Genomic DNA, 15110 nt, shown 5'->3' on the forward strand with positions numbered 1-15110 from the left:
CGGATTCGGCCCGCGTTCGTGCCTCATGACCATGGATGGAAGGTCGTGACTGTACGGGCCTTCATCGGGGGTTCAGAATCGAGTAGGCCGTTGTCCGCATATGCACCCGGACGGGAGCAGAACAGTGACTGTTTCGTATTTCGAGCGGTTGGGCGGAGCGGCCGTCGTGAAGCAGGCGATCTCCCGCTTCTACGACCTGGTGCTCGCCGACGAGGAGCTGCGGCCGTACTTCGCCAAGGCCGACCTCGGGCAGCTCAAGGCGCATCAGACCGCGTTGCTGGCCCGGGTGCTCCGCGGCCCGGGGCAGCACGTTCCGCCGGATCTCGCCTCGGCCCACCGCGACCTCGGCATCACCGACGAACAGTATGCGCGGGTCGCCCACTACCTGCTCACCGCGCTGCGCGCGCACGGCGCGACCCAGGAGATCGTCGAGGGCGTCGAGCTGACCCTGACCGCCGCGCGCCACACCATCGTCCGGCACGACCCGCTGCCACTCGGCGGCCGCGAAGAGGGTTGGAGCTAGTCGCGCGCGAGCGCGAAGCCGATCTCCCCGCCGAGCGCCTGCCGGTGCCCGAGCTGCATGAGCAGTCCCGTGACCGGCTCCAGGTAACGCGCGGTGCTCAGTGGCCCCACGTCGATCGCCTCGAAGCCGAGTTCCGTGCCGAGGTCGAGCACCCGCCGCTTCGCCACCGGATCGTCGCCGGCCACCGGCAGCGACTGCCGCACGCCGCCGAGCACCGGCCGGGCGTGGTTCGGGGCCAGCACCGTGTTGAACGCCTTCACCACCCTGGCCTCGGGAAGCAGCCCGGCGACGGCCTCCGCCGCCGACGTGGTGTGCCCGATCTCCAACGCCATCAGGTCCTCGGTCAGCGGGTTGCTCACGTCGACGACGGTCTTGCCGGCGACCGCGCCGACGACGTCGCTGTTGAGCGCCGCCTCCATCGCCGTGAACGGGACGGCGAGGATGACGACGTCGCCGTAGGACGCCGCCTTGACCGCCGTGGTCGCGGTCGCGCCGGCGGCGGCCGCGGCACTCGCCAGCCGGGGGGACTCCGTGCTGGAGGCCGCGATCGCCACCGAGTGACCGAGTTCGTTCAGGCGGCGGGCCAGGACGGATCCGACGTTGCCGGCCCCGATGATGCCGATGTTCATCAATAAGTCCTTCCGGTCGTCTGCGCTCCGCGCGGGTACCCCGCCAGCCCGCCCGGAAACGGTCGCCCGACCCCCGGCCCGAACGTTCAGCGGGCGGTGCGCACCAACTCCGGCGCGTCGTTGTCCAGCGGCACCGCGTGCGCCGGGAGCAGCCCGAGCTGCACGCCCTGCCGGGGCAGCACCGCGTCGAGCAGCCAGTCGACCGCGACCCGCACGCGGTTGCCCGGCATCGACAGCAGGTGGTAGCCGCGGGTGACCAGCTTGGCCGCCGGCCCGGAGAGGTTGACGTCGAACGGATTCGCCGCCGCGTCCTTCCCGCCGAGATCCACCGCGAAGCCGAGCTCCCGATGCCGGTACGGACGCCGCGTCCCCTGCCCGTACGACGCCGCGATGTTGTACGCGACCAGTTTCCCGTGCCGCACCGCGTGCTGCGCGGTCATCGGGGTGAACTCGCCCGGGCGGGTGGAGTCGGGCACCGCGGCCGCATCGCCGCAGGCGAAGACGTCGGGATGACCGGGCACCGTCAGGTACTCGTCAACGAGCAGGCGACCCTTGACGGTCTTCAGCCCCAGGTCCGCGACGATCGGGTCCGGCCGGACCCCGACGCACCAGATCAGCGACCGCGTCGGCACCGTCTGGCCGTCGGTGAGCACCACCCCGTCCTTGCGCACCTCGGTGACCGAGGTTCCCATCCGGACGTCCACACCGCGTCCGCGCAGCACGCGGTCGGCGGTCTCCGACATCCGCGGGTCGAGCTCCGGCAGCACGCGCTGCGCGATGTCGAGCAGCAGCCACCGTGGACGCTCGCCGTCGAGCCGCGGATGACGGCGCGCCAACTCGTCGGTGTAGAGCACGCCGTGCGCGGCGACCTCCGTGCCGGTGTAACCCGCGCCCACCACCACGAACGTGCAGCGGGCGGCGCGGTCGACGAGGTCGTCGGTCGCGTCGGCCAGCTCGATCTGCCGGGTGACGTGGTCCCGCAGGAAGAGTGCCTCGGGCAGGCCGCGGAAGCCGTGCGCGTGCTCGGTGGCGCCCGGGATCGGCAGCAGCTTGTTCACGCTCCCCGCCGCGAGCACCAGGCGGTTGTAGTCGAGCTCGCCCGGGTTGCCCTCCGGGTCGACGTAGCGCACGCGTCGCGCGTTCAGGTCGACCGCGTTCACCTCGCCGAGCACGAGGCGGACGCCGGGAAGGGTGTCGGGCAGCGCCACGGTAACCCGCCGGGGTTCCAGCACGCCCGCGGCGACCTCGGGAAGCAGCGGCACGTAGAGGAAGTAGTCGGTCGGGTTGATCAGCACGATCTCGGCGGCGCCGCGGGCGAGCCGGGAGAGCGTACGGGCGGTCTGGTAGCCGGCGAAGCCGGCGCCCACGATGACCACGCGGGGTGGGCTCATCTCGCCTCCGATCGGATGGCAGTGGGTGGTGGGTGCCGTGCTCCGCGGACCGCCGACGGCGGTCGCGACCCGGCAGGGACACGGACCGACACCCACCACTGTGTACGGTCGTACGACCGCGCGGCCGGCGGTCAGTTGTTCGGTTCGTCGGTGCTGATGTCCGCCAGCACCGAGTCGGGCTCCCACTCGACGGCGAGGTCACCGATCGAGACGACGCCCACCAGCCGGCCGTCATCCACTACCGGCAGCCGTCGGACGGAGTAGGTCCGCATGAGTTCGGCTGCCGCCACCGCATCGTCCTGCGGTGACACCATCACCACATCCTCGGTGAGGATCTGGTTGAGCGTGGTGGCGCGGGGGTCCATCTCGGCGGCGACGGCCCGGACCGCGATGTCGCGGTCGGTCAGGATGCCACGGACCTCGCCACCGTTGGTCACGATGATGTCCCCGATGTCCGCGTCACGCATCTGTCGTGCCGCGTCGCACAAGCTGCTCCCCGCGTCCATCGTCATGGGTCGGGCCGTCATGAACTCTCCGACGGTCGTCATCGGTGTGCTCCTCTCGTGTGGGCGCCGGATTTCGGGTACCCCCGGTCCTCGCCGAGTAACGCCGCGCGCGGGCCGGTGGACCGGCCCGCGCGCGGGTGGACGGAGGAGAACGGCACGCTCAGTCGAAGGGCAGCCCGACGTAGTTCTCGGCGAGGCTGGTGGCGGCGGCCGGCGACGTCGCGGTGTAGCGCAGCTGCGACAGTTGGATCTGGTGCTGGAACGCGTCGGCGTCCGGGAACCGGTGCAGCATGGACGTCATCCACCAGGAGAAGTGCTGGGCGCGCCAGATGCGGCGCAGGCACGCCTGCCCGTACCCGTCGATCGGCTCCGTACGACCCTCCCGCAACCACGCGGTCAGCGCCCGGGACAGGTGCCGCACGTCGGCGATCGCGAGGTTCATGCCCTTAGCGCCGGTGGGCGGCACGATGTGCGCGGCGTCCCCGGCGAGGAAGAGCCGGCCGTGCCGCATCGGCTCGACCACGAAGCTGCGCATCGGCGTGATGCTCTTCTCCAGCAGCGGCCCCTCGGTCAGCGCGAACCCGTCGGCGGCCAGCCGGACGTGCAGCTCGTCCCAGATCCGCGCGTCCGACCAGTCCTCGATCCGCTCGTCCGGCGGGACCTGGAGGTAGAGGCGGGTGACCTGCGGGGAGCGCATGCTGTGCAGCGCGAAGCCGTGCTCGTGGTAGCAGTAGATCAGCTCGTCGTGCGAGGGCGGGGTCTCGGCGAGGATGCCGAGCCAGGCGAACGGGTAGCTCCGCTCGTACGTGGTCAGCACGCCCGCCGGGATCGAGCCGCGGCTCACCCCGCGGAACCCGTCGCAGCCGGCGACCGCGTCGCAGCGCAGCTCCTGCCGCACCCCGTCGGCGTCCCGGAACGTCACGCGCGGCGCGTCCGAGTCGAGGTCGTGCAGCGCCACGTCGGTGACCTCGAAGCGCAGGTCGCCTCCGGCCGCGGTGCGGGCGGCGATCAGGTCCTTCACCACCTCCTGCTGCCCGTACACGGTGATGGAGCGGCCGGTCAGCGCCGCGAAGTCGATCCGGTGGTCCGCGCCGTCGAAGCGCAGCGAGATCCCCTCGTGCGGCAGGCCCTCCCGGTCCATCCGCTCGCCCAGGCCGACCTCGCGCAGCAGCTCCACCGTCGGCTGCTCCAGCACGCCCGCCCGGATGCGCCGCTCCACGTACTCCCGGCTCCGCGTCTCGAGCACGACGGAGTCGATGCCGGACATCGCCAGGAGATGGGAGAGGAGCAGGCCGGCGGGCCCCGCGCCGACGATCACGACCTGGGTACGCACAACGCCTCCGGGTAGTCACAGGAGTGGAATCTGACGGTGATCATGTGGCACGGAGCACGCCACGTCAGCGGCCTCTTCCGTTGAGCGGAAGGCAACCTGAGGGCACGATCGGAAAATGCCGCACTCCCCGTCGGGCGAAACCGTCACAAGCCGCGCACTGCGGGTGCTCGCGACGTTCTCCGCGCAACGCCGCGAGCTGACCCTCTCCGATCTCGCCCGGCTCACCGGACTGCCGCTCACCACCACCCACCGGCTCGTCGGCGAGCTCGCCACCTGGGGCGCGCTGGAGCGCGACGAACAGGGGCTGTACCGGATCGGCCTCCGGCTCTGGGAGATCGCCGCGCTCGCCCCGCGCAGCGTCGGGCTGCGCGAGGCGGCGCTGCCGTTCCTGGAGGACCTGTACGAGGCGACGCACGAGAACGTGCACCTCGCCGTCCGGGACGGCGACGAGGCCCTGTACGTGGAGCGCATCTCGGGACGGCACGCGGTGAGCGTCGTCTCGCGGGTCGGCGGACGACTGCCGCTGCACGCCACCGGCGTCGGGCTCGTGCTGCTCGCGTACGCCGACGTGGAGGTGCAGGAGCGGGTGATGGCGGGGCCGCTGCGGCGGTTCACCGACCGGACGGTGACGTCACCGCCGGAGCTGCGCCGACTGCTGGCCGAGGTGCGGCGGACCCGGACCGCCATCAGCCCCGGCTACCTGGAGAACAACGCGCTCTCGGTCGCGGCGCCGGTGTGGGGGCCCGCCGGCGACGTCGTCGCCGCGCTGTCGATCGTCGTACCGATCTCGCGGGCGCCGGGGCCCTTCCTGCCGGCCGTCACCGCCGCCGCCCGCGGCGTCTCCCGCGCCCTCGGCGCCCGCCTGTAGCGACAGGGCCCCTTCGCGCCGCGTCACGCGCCGCCAAGGGGCCCCTTGCGCACACGTCAGCCGCGAAGCTCGGCCGCCACCAGCTCGGCGAGCTGGACGGCGTTGAGCGCGGCGCCCTTGCGGAGGTTGTCGTTCGAGCAGAACAGCGACAGCCCGTGCTCGACGGTCTCGTCGGCGCGGATCCGGCCGACGTACGTCGGGTCCTGCCCGGCCGCCTCCAGCGGCGTCGGCACCTCGACCAGCGCCACCCCCGGCGCCCCGTCGAGCAGCTCACGGGCCCGCTCCGGCGTGATCGGGCGGGCGAACCGGGCGTTGATCTGCAGCGAGTGCCCGGTGAAGACCGGCACCCGGACACAGGTGCCCGACACCTTCAGCCCGGGAATGTCCAGGATCTTGCGGCTCTCGTTGCGGAGCTTCTGCTCCTCGTCGGTCTCCGCCGAGCCGTCGTCGACGAGCGAGCCGGCGAGCGGCAGCACGTTGAACGCGATCGGGCGGGCGAAGGAGCGCGGCGCCGGGAACTCGGCCGCCGCCCCGTCGTGGGCGAGCGCCGCCGCCCCGTCCGCGACCTTGCGCACCTGCTCGTCCAGCTCGGCGACGCCGGCGAGCCCGGCCCCGGAGACCGCCTGGTACGTCGAGACGACCAGGCCGACCAGCTCGGCCTCGTCGTGCAGCGGCCGCAGGACCGGCATCGCCGCCATCGTCGTGCAGTTGGGGTTGGCGATGATGCCCTTGGGACGCTGCCGCGCCGCGTCCGGGTTGACCTCGGCGACCACGAGCGGCACGTCCGGGTCCATCCGCCACGCGGACGAGTTGTCGATCACGACCGCGCCGGCCGCGGCCACCCGCGGCGCCAGCTCCTTCGACGTGCCCTTCCCGGCCGAGAAGAGCACGATGTCCAGGTCGCCGTAGTCCGCGGTCGCCGCGTCCTCCACGGTGACCTCGCCGCCCGCCCAGGGCAGCGTCCGGCCCGCCGACCGCGCCGAGGCGAACAACCGCAACCGCTCCACGGGGAACTGCCGCTCCTCCAGGATCCGCCGCATCACGCCGCCGACCTGGCCCGTGGCCCCCACAATGCCAATCCTCATGCCGCGAGGCTACCGACGAAACGGCCCTGATCAGGAATCAAATCCCGCGTTGTGGCCGGTACCGCCCCGGCGACCCCGCACCCCCCGTCGATCTTGCTGCGACCGTCGCTGAACCCGGCAAAGTTTCCGCCGAGCCGCGTGCGACGGCGACGACGACGCCGTCGGGCTCAGAACGTGGCGGTCACCACATCGCCGAGCCCGGTCGCGGCGAGCTCGTCGCGGATCACCGCGGCGTCCCCCTCGACCACCAGGGTCAGCCCCTCCGGGTGCAGGTGCGCCGCCGCCGCGGCGGAGACGTCGTCGACGGAGGCGGCGAGCAGCTCCCCGCGCAGCCGGGCGTGGTAGTCGTCGGGGAGCCCGTACACGACCAGCGTGGCGAGCGCGCCGGCGACGGCGCGCGGCGTTTGCAGCTCCACGGAGAGCTGCCCGGCCCGCCAGGAGCGCGCCACCTCCAGCTCCGGCTCGGTCACCCCGGCGGACTGGGTGCGGGCGATCTCCGCCACCGCGTCGACCAGCGCCGGCGCGGTGACGGCGGTCTGGACGTTCGAGCTGACCACGAACCGGCCGAACCGGCGGGACAGCCCGAAATCGGACCGGATGCCGTACGTGTAGCCACGCACCTCGCGGATCAGGTGGTTGAGCCGGGACGTGAACGCGCCGCCGAGCACCGTCGAGGCCAGCGACATCGGCACGTAGTCGGGGTGCGCCCGGTGCGGCGCCGGGTGGCCCAACCGCAGCGTGGACTGCACGGAGCCGGGGCGGTCCACCAGGATGATCCGGCGTTCGGCCCGGGTCGGCACCGCCAGCGGCGGGCCGGCATCGGCCGGCTCGGCCCGGGTGTCGGCGAACGCGGTGGCGCCCAGCACGTCCAGGTCCAGCCGCTCCAGATCACCGACGACCAGCAGCGTTCCGGCGCGGGTGAGCCAGCCGCGGTGGAAGTCGACCACGTCCTCGACGGTCACCGCCTGCACCGAGTCGGGGTCGCCGTCCATCGGCCGCCCCGCCCGCTGATCCACGCCGAACAGGTCGGCGCGCAGCGCGGCGTCGGCGCGCGGGCCGGGGTTCGCCCAGTACATCCGCAGCGACGTCACCTCGTCGTCGCGGACCCGCGTGACATCCGCGGGGTCCAGCCGCGGCGTCCGGACCGCCTCGGCGAGCAGCTCCACGGCGAGCGGAAGGCGTTCAACCGGCACCTGCACGCCGACCCGGAACGAGTCCCAGTCGACCGCCATGGACAGCTCGGTGCCGAGCCCCTCCAACGCCAGCGCGTACGCGGTCGAGTCCCGCGCCGCGGTCCCCTCCTCCAGGGCCTTGGCGACCACGCCGGCCAGCCCTTCCCGCCCCGCCGGCTCGCGCAGCGCGCCGGCGTCGAGCAGCAGCGTCGCGACCGCGAGCTGGTGGCCGGGGACATGCGCCGCGACGATGTTCCCGCCGGCGACGGAGCGCCGGACCACGGCGGGGAAACGGTACGGGCGGGCCTCGCCGGTCGCGGGCCGCTGCGCTGTCAGGGTCACGCCATCGCCTCCGGCACGTAGGTCAGGGTCGCCCGATCGATCGGGCGCAGCAGCTCGGCGGCGAGCCCGCTGGCCCGCTCCGCGGTGACGGAGAGCCAGCCGGGCAGCCGCTCGGCGGCCCGCGCCGGATCGCCGAACTGCACGGCGTAGCGACCCAGGGTGTCCGCCCGCCCCTCGAAGGTGGCGAGCTGCCGCCACCAGCTCGTGGTCAGCAGGGCCCGGGCCCGGTCGAGCTCGGCCTCGGTCACCCCGCCGGACGCGAGCTCGTCGACCACCTCGACCAGCCCCGCCTCGAGCTGCTCGGCGGTGACGCCGGGCCGGGCGGTCGCGGTCACGATCAGCGGCGCCGGGCCGTGCGCGAGGTCGACGCCGTACGCCCCGATGTTGTCCGGTTGCGCCAGCCGCGCCCCGTCGGCGAGCCGCTGGTAGAGCCGGCTGCCCCGGCCGCTGCCCAGTACCACGGCGAGCACCGTGAGCGCGTCGTACTCGGCGGTGCCGAACGGATAGGTCCGGTGGGCGAGGTAGACACGGGGCGCCGGGACGTCGGCGGCCACCCGGTCACGCGCCGGCCCCCCGGCGATCACCACCTGCCGCCCCTCCGGTGCGGCCGGGATGTCCGGGCGCGGCGCCAGCCCGCCGAAGAACTTCTCGGCCAGGCCGAACACCTCGGCCGGGTCGGCGTCGCCGACCACGGTCAGCACCGCGTTGTTCGGCGCGTAGTAGGTCTCGTGGAAGTTCTTGAAGGTCGCCAGGTCGGCGGCGTTGAGGTCCTCCATCGAGCCGATCGTGGCGTGGTGATACGGGTGCCCCGGCGGGTAGAGCATGGGGAGCAGGCGCAGCCAGGCGTCGCCGTACGGCACGTTCTCGTACCGCTGCCGGCGCTCGTTCTTGACCACCTCGCGCTGGTTATCCAGCGTCTCCTGGCTCAGCGCCGGGACGAGGCCGCCCATCCGGTCGGCCTCCAGCCACAACGCCAACGCCAGGTGCTCAGCCGGCACGGTCTCGAAGTAGTTGGTGCGGTCGGGGTTGGTCGTCGCGTTGAGCGAGCCCCCGGCCCCTTGGATGAGCTGCATGTGCTCGGACTTCGCGACGTGCACCGAGCCCTCGAACATCAGGTGCTCGAAGAGGTGGGCGAAGCCGGTGCAGCCGTGCGGCTCGTGCCGGGAGCCGACGTCGTACCAGAGGTTGACGGCGACGACGGGCGCGCTGCGGTCCTGGCTGACGGTCACCCGCAGTCCGTTGTCCAGGCGCGTCGTCTCGATCGGCCAGGGATACCCGTTCGGCGGCATGTCGCCGACGTTATCGGATCGGGTGACCGTCCGCCCCGACAGCCACGCAGGGGGTACGGCGGTCAGTCCGGTGGCTCCGGCGGCGCCGCCGCCTCCGTCGAGGTGCGGCGCTCCAGGAACGAGTCCGGCGCGGCGTGCTGGTCGGCCTCGCGCCGGTCGGACTCGGCGAGGATCGCCGCCGCCTGCGCCTGTGGGTCATCGCTGCCGGCGGCCCGCTCCTCGGGGAGCAGATGCTCGGCCCGCGACTCGATCCGTTCCTGATCATCGATCGGTGCGCTCATGGTCACCCCTCTTACCCCGTCCCACCAATCGGTAGTCCTCGTCGCCGGGCGACCCACCGCCGTCGCGTCGGGTAACGTTGGCCGCGTGACGCGGTGCTATCGATGGTTTGAGCAGCCGGCCCTGGTGCCGGTGACTCGGCCATGACCTGACGTCACCACACCAGAGCCGGCAAGGGCAGGGACGCCGTCCCTGCCCTTTCGCATGCGACACGCAGCCGGCTCGATCCCGGGACGCCGGCCCCGGGGGAACGCCGGCGGAAGGAGCCTGCAGTGGGCACCACCGGTACCGGACGCGTCAGCGATCAGCGCATCGACAAGGTCGTGCCGCTGACCACCCCGGCGCTGCTGCATCACGAGCTGCCACTCGACGACGCCCTCACCGCGGCCGTGCTCGACGGGCGACGAGCGGTCGGCCGGGTGCTCGACCGGTCCGACGACCGCCTGATGGTCGTGGTCGGCCCCTGCTCGGTCCACGACCCGGCCGCGGCGCTGGAGTACGCGCACCGGCTGGCGCCGGTGGCGCGCCGGCTCAGCGGGGACCTGCTGGTCGTGATGCGCGTCTACTTCGAGAAGCCGCGCTCGACGGTCGGCTGGAAGGGCCTGATCAACGACCCCGGCCTGGACGGCAGCGGCGACGTGAACACCGGGCTGCGCACGGCCCGCGCCCTGCTGTTGGAGGTGGTCCGGGCCGGCCTCCCGGTGGGCTGCGAGTTCCTCGACCCGATCATGCCGCAGTACATCGCCGACACCGTCGCCTGGGGCGCGATCGGCGCGCGCACCGTGGAGAGTCAGGTCCACCGGCAGCTCGCCTCCGGCCTGTCCATGCCCGTCGGCATGAAGAACCGCCCCGACGGCAGCATCGCGACCGCCGTGGACGCGATCCGCGCGGCGGGCGTACCGCACGTCTTCCCCGGCATCGACGTGTCCGGGACCCCCGCCATCCTGCACACCCGCGGCAACGCGGACGGTCACCTCGTGCTGCGCGGCGCGCGCAACGCCCCGAACTACCACGCCGAGGCGGTCGCCGGGGCGCTGGAGCTGCTGCGGGCGGCGGGGCTGCCGGAGCGGCTGGTGATCGACGCGAGCCACGACAACAGCGGCAAGGACCACCGGCGGCAGCCGATCGTGGCCGACGCGGTCGCCGAGCAGCTCGCCGCCGGCCAGCGCGGCATCGTCGGGGTGATGCTGGAGTCGTTCCTCGTCCCCGGCCGGCAGGACCTGGAGCCGACCCGGGAGCTCGTGTACGGCCAGTCGATCACGGACGCCTGCGTGGGCTGGGACGAGACGGAGGCCGTGCTGGAGCGGCTCGCCCGGGCCGTGGCGGCGCGCCGCGAGACGGTGGCCGGCGAGCGCGTCGCCGGCTGAGGCGGCGGCGCGCGCCGTGGGCGGAGCAACGGCGCTCCGCCCGGCCACCGGGCCGGGCAACGGCCGGGCAACGACGCTCTGCCCGGCCGCCGGGCGGCGAGGCCCCGGCCGTCCCCACCCGAGCGGCCCGGCGATGGCGTCAGCGCGTCACGCGGCGCGGCTCGGGACGGTTGGCGCTGATCCGCGCGGCCAGGGCGACGAAGAGCGCCGCCAGCGCCACCTGGATCAGATGCCGGATCCAGTCCACCCCGCGGGTCGCGCCCACACCGAGCCACATGGCGAGGACGCCACCGATGAGCGCCGCTGCGATACCGACGCCGATCGTCGCCCAGACCGAGATGTTCTGCCGGCCGGGCAGGACCAGGCGCCCCAGGGCTCCGATGATCGCACCGGCGACGATCGCCCAGATGATTGTTCCGATCATTGTTCCCCCTCCTGGTCACCGCCGCGGCACGGCGGCGACTGATGCAGGAGCCGACGAAGGTGTCGTCGTCCACGGATCTTCCCAGCGTAGGCCGACCACCCCTCCACCCGCGCCGGAACGCCCCAGCCCACCCCACCCTCGGTTGATCAAGGGACGGGCAGCGGGGGGGCGCCGCGCGGGCAGCCGACGCCTTGATCAACGCAACGGGGGTCAGAAGTGGGGGTCAGATCAGCATGTGGAGGCGGGTCGTGATGGCGTCCGGCTGGACGTAGGTCTGCACCAGGTCGCAGAGGCGGTTGGCGAGCAGCAGGCCGCGGCCGCGCGCGCTGTCCGGCGGCGGGAGCAGCCGCCCGGCCATCCAGTCCGTCAGCTCGCCCGGGCCGCGCACCTCGCACAGCACCCGCAGCCCCTCCTGCCACACCCGCACCGCGCCGAAGCCGTCGGCGTGGGTGACCGCGTTGGTGGCGATCTCGTTGACCGCCAGCTGCAGGTCGACGACGCGCCGCGGGGCGAGCCCGGCGCGGCGGGCGCGGTCGCCGACGAGGTCACGGACGCCGGCGAGGCCGAGGCGGTCGAAGGTCAGCTCGGCGGCCGGCGCCGTCGGCTCGGGCAGCGGCAGATTGAGCAGCGCGACCAGGGCGTACGGGTCGGCGTAGCCGGGGTGGCGACGGCGTTCGCCGTCCTCGACGAGCACGGGGTGGGTGCGACCCGTGTAGAGCAGCACCCCGGCGTCGAGCGCGTTGGCGTCGTACGGGCAGAGCACGGCGGCGGGTGCGTCCGCGAGCGCGACGTTGATCAGCGCCTCGTGCTGGACGCAGAGCGGGATCTCCTCGGGGGCGCGGCCGGGCCAGATGGGTTCGCCGATGATCCGGACGGGCCGGCCGCGGAACTCGTCGACGAAGCCCCGCAGCACCCACGGGATGATCCGGTTCGGGTTACGACCGGCCTTCGCCATGTCCAGGAACCGCACCTGGCCGGCGTCGCCGCCGAGCTCGTCGCTGATCAGCTCGACGTGCGGTTGGGGGACGGCGACCAGGACCGGTTCGCCGGCGTCGAGGCCGTCCCGCACGAACGGCACGGTGCCGGCGAGGTAATCGGCGCAGCCGCGGTAGAGGAGCCCTTCGTGAACGAACGTTTCCGTCGTGCGCGGGGTCATGGCGGGTCCACTTCGATGGTGGCCGGTTGCCCCCACAACATATCGATGATGCGCCGCAGCTCGTACGGTGGGTCGTGCAGGATCATCCGGCAGCCCTGCCGGAGCCGGCTGGCCCAGAGCACGAGGGAGGTCGCCCCTCCGACGTCGATGAAGGTGAGTTCGGCCAGGTCGAGGTGCACGTCGCCGGCGTCCACGCAGAGGGTTTCGAGCGCGGCGTCCAGGATGTGCCGGGTGGCGCAGTCCACCTCTCCGACCAGGCGCAGGCCGGGCCGTCCGGTAGCGGACAGGATGGCGAACTCGGCGGCCCGCCGGGGAAGTTCGAGGACCGGTGTATCGGGGGTCTCGCCGTGCCGTTGCAGCACGTCCCGGCACCTCCGATCACCGTGAGCGACGCCGTGATTCCGCACCGACCCTAGTGCCCACGTCCGTCGAGTCCCATCACCCACATGGGGCACAACGGGTAGGGACACGAACACGAAACGGGTTCGTGAACGAAAAAGCGCCGCCCACGGTCGAGACCGTGGGCGGCGCGGGTGCCGGTGTGTAGGTCGCCTCGCGGCGAGTGGCGCGACGCGGCTCCAGCCGAACGGTATTCCGCGAAGGCAAATGGGATGAGGCCCGGGGACACTGAACACACCGACAGTGAGCACAACCAGCACCGGGGGCCGGATGTTCCGGGCGGCGTGTCGCGCCCGTCACTGGGCGGGAAGCGCAAGAAAAAGCGCCGCCCACGGTCGAGACCGTGGGCGGCGCGGGCGCCGGTGTGTAGGTCGCCTCGCGGCGAGTGGCGCGACGCGGCTCCAGCCGAACGGTATTCCGCGAAGGCAAATGGGATGAGGCCCGGGGACACTGAACACACCGACAGTGAGCACAACCAGCACCGGGGCGGGGATCTTCCGCGCCGGCCGGTGACCCACGTCACCGCCGCCGGGTTTGGTTTCTCCGGGCCCGGGTAGCTGACGGGCGTGACCGACGAAGCGCCCAGCCATGAGCTGAACACCCTCCTCAACGGTGTCTACGTCGGCCGGGACCGGGTGACGCAGGCGGACATTCACCGCGCGGCCGTCGCCGCCGACCTGCCGGCCGATCTGATGACCCGCATCGGAGCCATGCCCGAGGGCGAGTACGCCCTGGACGAGGCCGCCGAGGTCCTGGACCGGGGGCAGGCGACGTGACCGACCGGGGAAGCCCCGACCGGGAGAGGCCGCTGCCGGCGCTCGGCCAGCCCGACGAGGAACCGGAGCCGGAGACCGAGAACGACTTCGCGGGCGAACACGACGACACCGCGGTCGATGAGGACATCCTTGTCGGCACCGACGACCGGGAGCCCGAGTCCCCCCGTGGTTGGGCCGGGCTCGAACGCCCCGAGGTCACCGCGGACTGAGCCGGCTGCCCGACCCCGCTCCCGCGACGTCGGGCAGCCGGTCTGTACGCACCAGTCGCTCTACCGCTTCGGCGGGGCGGAGGCGACCCGTTGCGCCGTCGCGTACGCCATCTGCAGGAAGTCGGAGGCGGCGACCGCGGTCAGCGCGGTGGCCGCGAGCCGGGTCAGCCGCGGCGCCAGCACGAGTCCCCCGGTGAAGCCGGTGGCGACCCAGACCGCCAGACAGAACGGGCAGCTGAGCAACTCGCCGACGGCGTGCCGCGTGCTGCTGCCCTCGTCGCGTACCTGTTCCATCACCTCGCCGCTGCCACTCGGCTTCTCGTACTCGGTGAAGGGTGCCCGCAGCGGGCTGGTGATGGCGTCCTTGGTGAGCAGGCGGCTCAGTTTGTGCGTGGCGATGGAGATCAGGACGACGTCGCTGGCGCTCGGCCGCTCCGGCACGGGTCGGCCGGTGGCTCTGACCAGCGCGGCGAGGCCGCCGGCGACGCCCGCGTAGACCCCCATCGCCGCTACGTAGCCGCCGAGCGGGCGGTTCTCGTGCGGCGCGTACGCCTTCCGCAGCCGCGTCAGCCGCTCCGTGACGCTCATGCGGCCGCTCCCCGCCGGTCCTTCTCCTCGGTCATCTCGTTTCCTCTCCTCTGCGCGACGCCGGTCCGCGACGCCGGTCCGCGACGCCTCAGCCGGCGGTGAGCCGGTCCCCCACCATCCGGGTGAGGTTCGCGACGGTCTCCTCCGCCAGCGCGGACAGCTGGTCGCGCGGGGCGTCCCCGGTCAGCTCCAGCCGCACGGTCGCGCCGCCGGCCTCGATGGTGTGCACCCGCAGCGCCAGCGACCAGCCCGACGATCCGGCGTCCCAGCGCACGGTCAGATCGTCCGCGTCCCGGCTCGGCCGGACCCCGCGGAGTTGTTCGGGCAGCCAGGCGGGCCGCAGGTCGGGGTCGGTCGCGGTGTCGAAGGCCACCTCCGGCGGGGCGGAGACGCCACGCTCGACGCGGGCGGTCTCAGTCGGCATCGCGCAGCCGATCCGGGTCGACCTCCCGGCCGGGGTAGCGGGTCAGGTACTCGGTCTCCAGCTCCGCGGTCCGGCGCAGGTGGGTGGCGAGCGCCGTGTCGGCGGCGTGCCGCAGCGTGTCCATCCGGGTGCGGTGCAGGCTGCCCATCTCGCGCAGCAGGTCCTCGTCGCTCAGCTCGGCGGGGTCGATGCCGAGGTCCTCATCGGGCTCGGCGATGCCGGTGTCCCGGACATGGTCACCGTCCCAACCCGCGCGTCTCGGCTCGGCGGTGGGCTCGAACGCGGTACCGGAGCTGGCCGGTGAGTAATCGCCGTAGCGGACTGAGTCGGTCATCGTCGCTCCCGGGTTC

The 15110-nt window shown here is 73.1% G+C and carries 19 protein-coding genes; 5 read left to right on the forward strand and 14 right to left on the reverse strand.

Going from position 1 to position 15110, the window contains the following annotated elements:
• The first annotated feature begins 124 nt into the window (after nt 1-124).
• Entirely contained in the window at nt 125-523 is a 399-nt protein-coding gene (locus BLW47_RS00105; RefSeq protein WP_175543448.1) for a group I truncated hemoglobin, read from the forward strand.
• On the opposite strand, the gene BLW47_RS00110 is transcribed toward BLW47_RS00105, so the two are convergent.
• The 4 genes from BLW47_RS00110 to pobA all read right to left on the reverse strand — a co-directional run bounded on the left by BLW47_RS00110 (nt 520) and on the right by pobA (nt 4382).
• A complete protein-coding gene (locus BLW47_RS00110) occupies nt 520-1350 on the reverse strand; it encodes an NADPH-dependent F420 reductase (protein WP_425435331.1) in 831 nt (276 codons plus the stop codon). The two genes, BLW47_RS00105 and BLW47_RS00110, sit on opposite strands and share 4 nt — an antisense overlap.
• Nucleotides 1239-2543: an NAD(P)/FAD-dependent oxidoreductase gene (locus BLW47_RS00115; protein WP_091549869.1), complete on the reverse strand. Its 1305-nt coding sequence runs from the start codon at nt 2541-2543 to the stop codon at nt 1239-1241. The genes BLW47_RS00110 and BLW47_RS00115 overlap by 112 nt, the downstream gene beginning before the upstream one ends.
• Nucleotides 2544-2674: 131 nt before the next feature.
• The gene (locus BLW47_RS00120) at nt 2675-3091 is read right to left on the reverse strand and encodes a CBS domain-containing protein (RefSeq protein ID WP_091549870.1); all 417 of its coding nucleotides are present in this window, start codon (nt 3089-3091) and stop codon (nt 2675-2677) included.
• A 118-nt stretch (nt 3092-3209) separates the two neighbouring features.
• Nucleotides 3210-4382, reverse strand: coding sequence for a 4-hydroxybenzoate 3-monooxygenase (pobA, locus tag BLW47_RS00125; RefSeq protein ID WP_091549872.1), 1173 nt, complete (start codon nt 4380-4382; stop codon nt 3210-3212).
• Nucleotides 4383-4497: 115 nt separating this feature from the next.
• On the opposite strand from pobA, the gene BLW47_RS00130 reads away from it, so the two are divergent.
• Nucleotides 4498-5250: an IclR family transcriptional regulator gene (locus tag BLW47_RS00130; RefSeq protein ID WP_091549874.1), complete on the forward strand. Its 753-nt coding sequence runs from the start codon at nt 4498-4500 to the stop codon at nt 5248-5250.
• 56 nt (nt 5251-5306) lie between these two features.
• Here BLW47_RS00130 and BLW47_RS00135 read toward each other — a convergent pair whose 3' ends face one another.
• The 4 genes from BLW47_RS00135 to BLW47_RS00150 all read right to left on the reverse strand — a co-directional run bounded on the left by BLW47_RS00135 (nt 5307) and on the right by BLW47_RS00150 (nt 9419).
• Nucleotides 5307-6335 (reverse strand): aspartate-semialdehyde dehydrogenase, encoded by a 1029-nt coding sequence (locus tag BLW47_RS00135; protein ID WP_091549876.1) that lies wholly within the window; start codon nt 6333-6335, stop codon nt 5307-5309.
• 167 nt (nt 6336-6502) lie between these two features.
• Nucleotides 6503-7849 (reverse strand): M16 family metallopeptidase, encoded by a 1347-nt coding sequence (locus BLW47_RS00140; protein WP_091549879.1) that lies wholly within the window; start codon nt 7847-7849, stop codon nt 6503-6505.
• Entirely contained in the window at nt 7846-9138 is a 1293-nt protein-coding gene (locus BLW47_RS00145; protein WP_091549882.1) for a M16 family metallopeptidase, read from the reverse strand. Before BLW47_RS00145 ends, BLW47_RS00140 begins: the two co-directional genes overlap by 4 nt.
• 62 nt (nt 9139-9200) lie before the next feature.
• On the reverse strand, nt 9201-9419 hold the full coding sequence (locus BLW47_RS00150) for a hypothetical protein (protein WP_091552266.1): 219 nt from the start codon (nt 9417-9419) through the stop codon (nt 9201-9203).
• 270 nt (nt 9420-9689) lie between these two features.
• On the opposite strand from BLW47_RS00150, the gene BLW47_RS00155 reads away from it, so the two are divergent.
• On the forward strand, nt 9690-10784 hold the full coding sequence (locus BLW47_RS00155) for a 3-deoxy-7-phosphoheptulonate synthase (RefSeq protein WP_091549883.1): 1095 nt from the start codon (nt 9690-9692) through the stop codon (nt 10782-10784).
• A gap of 139 nt (nt 10785-10923) precedes the next feature.
• Here BLW47_RS00155 and BLW47_RS00160 read toward each other — a convergent pair whose 3' ends face one another.
• The 3 genes from BLW47_RS00160 to BLW47_RS00170 all read right to left on the reverse strand — a co-directional run bounded on the left by BLW47_RS00160 (nt 10924) and on the right by BLW47_RS00170 (nt 12726).
• A complete protein-coding gene (locus tag BLW47_RS00160) occupies nt 10924-11208 on the reverse strand; it encodes a GlsB/YeaQ/YmgE family stress response membrane protein (RefSeq protein ID WP_091549885.1) in 285 nt (94 codons plus the stop codon).
• A 223-nt stretch (nt 11209-11431) separates the two neighbouring features.
• A complete protein-coding gene (locus BLW47_RS00165) occupies nt 11432-12364 on the reverse strand; it encodes a sensor histidine kinase (RefSeq protein WP_091549888.1) in 933 nt (310 codons plus the stop codon).
• Nucleotides 12361-12726 carry an STAS domain-containing protein gene (locus BLW47_RS00170; RefSeq protein WP_091549891.1) on the reverse strand — a complete coding sequence of 122 codons (366 nt, stop codon included), beginning with the start codon at nt 12724-12726 and terminating at the stop codon, nt 12361-12363. The genes BLW47_RS00165 and BLW47_RS00170 overlap by 4 nt, the downstream gene beginning before the upstream one ends.
• Nucleotides 12727-13329: 603 nt before the next feature.
• On the opposite strand from BLW47_RS00170, the gene BLW47_RS00175 reads away from it, so the two are divergent.
• Nucleotides 13330-13539, forward strand: coding sequence for a hypothetical protein (locus BLW47_RS00175; RefSeq protein ID WP_425435292.1), 210 nt, complete (start codon nt 13330-13332; stop codon nt 13537-13539).
• Nucleotides 13536-13748 (forward strand): hypothetical protein, encoded by a 213-nt coding sequence (locus BLW47_RS00180; RefSeq protein ID WP_091549896.1) that lies wholly within the window; start codon nt 13536-13538, stop codon nt 13746-13748. Before BLW47_RS00175 ends, BLW47_RS00180 begins: the two co-directional genes overlap by 4 nt.
• 60 nt (nt 13749-13808) lie before the next feature.
• Here BLW47_RS00180 and BLW47_RS00185 read toward each other — a convergent pair whose 3' ends face one another.
• From BLW47_RS00185 to BLW47_RS00195, 3 genes are all read right to left on the reverse strand, one after another.
• Nucleotides 13809-14336 (reverse strand): DUF1360 domain-containing protein, encoded by a 528-nt coding sequence (locus tag BLW47_RS00185; RefSeq protein ID WP_091549899.1) that lies wholly within the window; start codon nt 14334-14336, stop codon nt 13809-13811.
• A gap of 88 nt (nt 14337-14424) precedes the next feature.
• Nucleotides 14425-14760, reverse strand: coding sequence for a hypothetical protein (locus BLW47_RS00190; protein WP_091549901.1), 336 nt, complete (start codon nt 14758-14760; stop codon nt 14425-14427).
• Nucleotides 14750-15094 (reverse strand): DUF6158 family protein, encoded by a 345-nt coding sequence (locus BLW47_RS00195; RefSeq protein WP_091549904.1) that lies wholly within the window; start codon nt 15092-15094, stop codon nt 14750-14752. Before BLW47_RS00195 ends, BLW47_RS00190 begins: the two co-directional genes overlap by 11 nt.
• Nucleotides 15095-15110: the final 16 nt, after the last annotated feature.

The organism is Micromonospora pattaloongensis (assembly GCF_900107255.1).
GTDB lineage: Bacteria > Actinomycetota > Actinomycetes > Mycobacteriales > Micromonosporaceae > Micromonospora_I > Micromonospora_I pattaloongensis.

Excerpts from the sequence above, each read along its gene's own strand:
- BLW47_RS00115 (WP_091549869.1), bottom strand. The coding sequence starts at position 2,543 with ATGAGCCCACCCCGCGTGGTCATCGTGGGCGCCGGCTTCGCCGGCTAC.
- BLW47_RS00120 (WP_091549870.1), bottom strand. The coding sequence starts at position 3,091 with ATGACGACCGTCGGAGAGTTCATGACGGCCCGACCCATGACGATGGAC.
- BLW47_RS00130 (WP_091549874.1), top strand. The coding sequence starts at position 4,498 with ATGCCGCACTCCCCGTCGGGCGAAACCGTCACAAGCCGCGCACTGCGG.
- BLW47_RS00135 (WP_091549876.1), bottom strand. The coding sequence starts at position 6,335 with ATGAGGATTGGCATTGTGGGGGCCACGGGCCAGGTCGGCGGCGTGATG.
- BLW47_RS00145 (WP_091549882.1), bottom strand. The coding sequence starts at position 9,138 with ATGCCGCCGAACGGGTATCCCTGGCCGATCGAGACGACGCGCCTGGAC.
- BLW47_RS00150 (WP_091552266.1), bottom strand. The coding sequence starts at position 9,419 with ATGAGCGCACCGATCGATGATCAGGAACGGATCGAGTCGCGGGCCGAG.
- BLW47_RS00160 (WP_091549885.1), bottom strand. The coding sequence starts at position 11,208 with ATGATCGGAACAATCATCTGGGCGATCGTCGCCGGTGCGATCATCGGA.
- BLW47_RS00165 (WP_091549888.1), bottom strand. The coding sequence starts at position 12,364 with ATGACCCCGCGCACGACGGAAACGTTCGTTCACGAAGGGCTCCTCTAC.
- BLW47_RS00185 (WP_091549899.1), bottom strand. The coding sequence starts at position 14,336 with ATGAGCGTCACGGAGCGGCTGACGCGGCTGCGGAAGGCGTACGCGCCG.
- BLW47_RS00190 (WP_091549901.1), bottom strand. The coding sequence starts at position 14,760 with ATGCCGACTGAGACCGCCCGCGTCGAGCGTGGCGTCTCCGCCCCGCCG.
- BLW47_RS00195 (WP_091549904.1), bottom strand. The coding sequence starts at position 15,094 with ATGACCGACTCAGTCCGCTACGGCGATTACTCACCGGCCAGCTCCGGT.